The sequence below is a fragment of the Streptococcus sp. GMD4S genome (genome assembly GCF_000296955.1).
This window is the reverse complement of sequence record NZ_AJRE01000161.1, coordinates 1-2,191: the sequence shown is the minus strand read 5'-3', so window position 1 is coordinate 2,191 and position 2,191 is coordinate 1. Positions and strand designations below refer to the sequence as shown.

At 42.2% G+C, this 2,191-nt stretch carries 3 protein-coding genes; all 3 read left to right on the top strand.

What is annotated here, in order from left to right; all coding sequences use genetic code 11:
• The coding region (locus tag GMD4S_RS08130; RefSeq protein ID WP_000718308.1) for an enoyl-CoA hydratase at nt 1-776 on the top strand (776 nt) is incomplete at its 5' end.
• Between the two features lie 90 nt (nt 777-866).
• Complete coding sequence (gene fabT, locus GMD4S_RS08125) at nt 867-1,301, top strand: fatty acid biosynthesis transcriptional regulator FabT (protein ID WP_000386338.1); 435 nt, start codon at nt 867-869, stop codon at nt 1,299-1,301.
• Nucleotides 1,301-2,191, top strand: an 891-nt coding sequence (locus GMD4S_RS08120; protein WP_000852964.1) for a beta-ketoacyl-ACP synthase III, incomplete at its 3' end; no start/stop codon positions are given. The genes fabT and GMD4S_RS08120, both read left to right, overlap by 1 nt.

The window sequence follows — 2,191 nt, the reverse complement described above, 5'->3', positions numbered from 1 at the left end:
TCTTATATCAGATCGTAGATGATCTGGCTATCATTACTTTGAATCGTCCCGAAGTGGCAAATGGTTTCCATATCCCAATGTGTGAGGAGATTTTAGAAGCTTTGACTCTAGCAGAGCAGGATCAAGCTGTGCAGTTCATCTTGATTAATGCTAATGGGAAGGTTTTTTCAGTTGGGGGAGACTTGGTTGAGATGAAACGAGCAGTAGACGAAGATGATATCCCTTCTTTGAATAAGATTGCAGAATTAGTCAATACAATTTCTTTTAAAATCAAGCAAATTCCAAAACCTGTTTTGATGGAGGTAGATGGAGCGGTTGCTGGTGCTGCAGCAAATATGGCAGTAGCAGTTGATTTCTGTTTAGCGACTGACAAGGCAAAATTCATTCAAGCCTTTGTCGGAGTTGGATTGGCGCCAGACGCTGGTGGGATTCATCTCTTGAGTCGTAGTATCGGGGTAACACGGGCTGCACAACTTGCCATGACAGGTGAAGCTTTGACTGCTGAAAAAGCGCTAGAATGGGGCGTGGTATACCGTGTTTGTGAAGTTGACAAATTAGAAAAAACAAGAGAACAGGTTCTGAAAAAATTAAGAAGAGGTTCAGCAAACTCATACGCAGCGATTAAAAAGTTAGTTTGGGAAAGTCAATTCAAGGATTGGCAGAATTATGCCGAATTAGAATTGAAACTACAAGAATCGTTATCTCTAACTGAAGATTTCAAAGAAGGGGTTCGAGCGCATTCTGAAAGAAGAAGACCAAAATTTACAGGAATGTGAAAAAATACTTGCACAATTTTTTGAAGTTTGTTATACTTCTTTTATCAAATGTTTTGATTGTAAAAGTTTTTTGAGGGGGAGGGAAACGATTTGGACTACCAACAAGTAAATGATTATCTAACATCTATTTTTAATAACGTCCTTGTGATTGAGGAGGTTAGCTTACGAGGTAGTCGATTCAAAGACATCTCCATCAAAGAAATGCACACGATCGATGTGATTGGGAAGTTCCCGGAGGCAACGCCAAGTAAGGTTTCCAAAGAACTGATGGTAACTCTTGGAACAGTGACGACGAGTTTGAATAACCTGGAGAGAAAAGGTTATATTGAGCGTATTCGTTCTGACCAAGACCGTCGAGTGGTCTATCTGCATTTGACAAAGCAAGGTCGTTTGGTTCACCGCCTTCATAAACGATTCCACAAGGCTATGGTCGAAAAAATCATCGATGGCATGAGCCCTGAGGAAAAAGAAGTCATGGGCAGAGGTTTAACGAACCTTTATCAATTTTTGGAGGATTTGAAATAATGGCTTTTGCAAAAATAAGCCAGGTTGCTCATTATGTTCCAGAGCAAGTGGTCACTAATCATGACTTAGCCCAAATCATGGACACAAGCGATGAGTGGATTTCAAGTCGGACAGGAATTAAACAGAGACATATCTCAAAATCAGAGTCTACAAGTGACTTGGCGACAGAAGTTGCTAAGAGCTTGCTGGCTAAAGGGAGCTTAACAGCGGATCAGATTGATTTTATCATTGTAGCGACGATTACCCCAGACTCGATGATGCCTTCCACAGCAGCTCGAGTTCAGGCAAATATCGGAGCGCATAGAGCTTTCGCCTTTGATCTGACAGCAGCTTGCAGTGGCTTTGTATTCGCTCTCTCAACTGCAGAAAAGTTTTTAAGTTCTGGACAGTTCAAAAAAGGGATTGTTATCGGGGCTGAAACCTTATCCAAGGCAGTTGATTGGTCAGATCGTTCAACAGCTGTTCTCTTTGGGGATGGAGCTGGTGGGGTTCTCTTGGAAGCGAGCGAAACACGGCACTTCCTTGTGGAAAGTCTCTATACAGATGGCTCTCGGAGCGAGTGTTTGACCTATGGTCAAACGGCTTTGGCTTCTCCTTTCTCGGATCAAGAAGCAGTTCCTGCTTTTTTGAAAATGGATGGACGAGCAGTTTTTGATTTTGCAAATCGTGATGTTGCTAAATCGATCAAAGGAACCATTGAAAATGGTCCAATCGCAGCATCGGAATTGGATTATCTCTTGCTTCATCAGGCAAATATCCGCATTTTGGATAAGATGGCTAAGAAGATCGGCGTAGACCGAGACAAGCTTCCTGCCAATATGATGGAGTATGGAAATACCAGTGCAGCAAGTATCCCGATTTTACTCTCAGAGTGTGTGGAGAATGGCAAG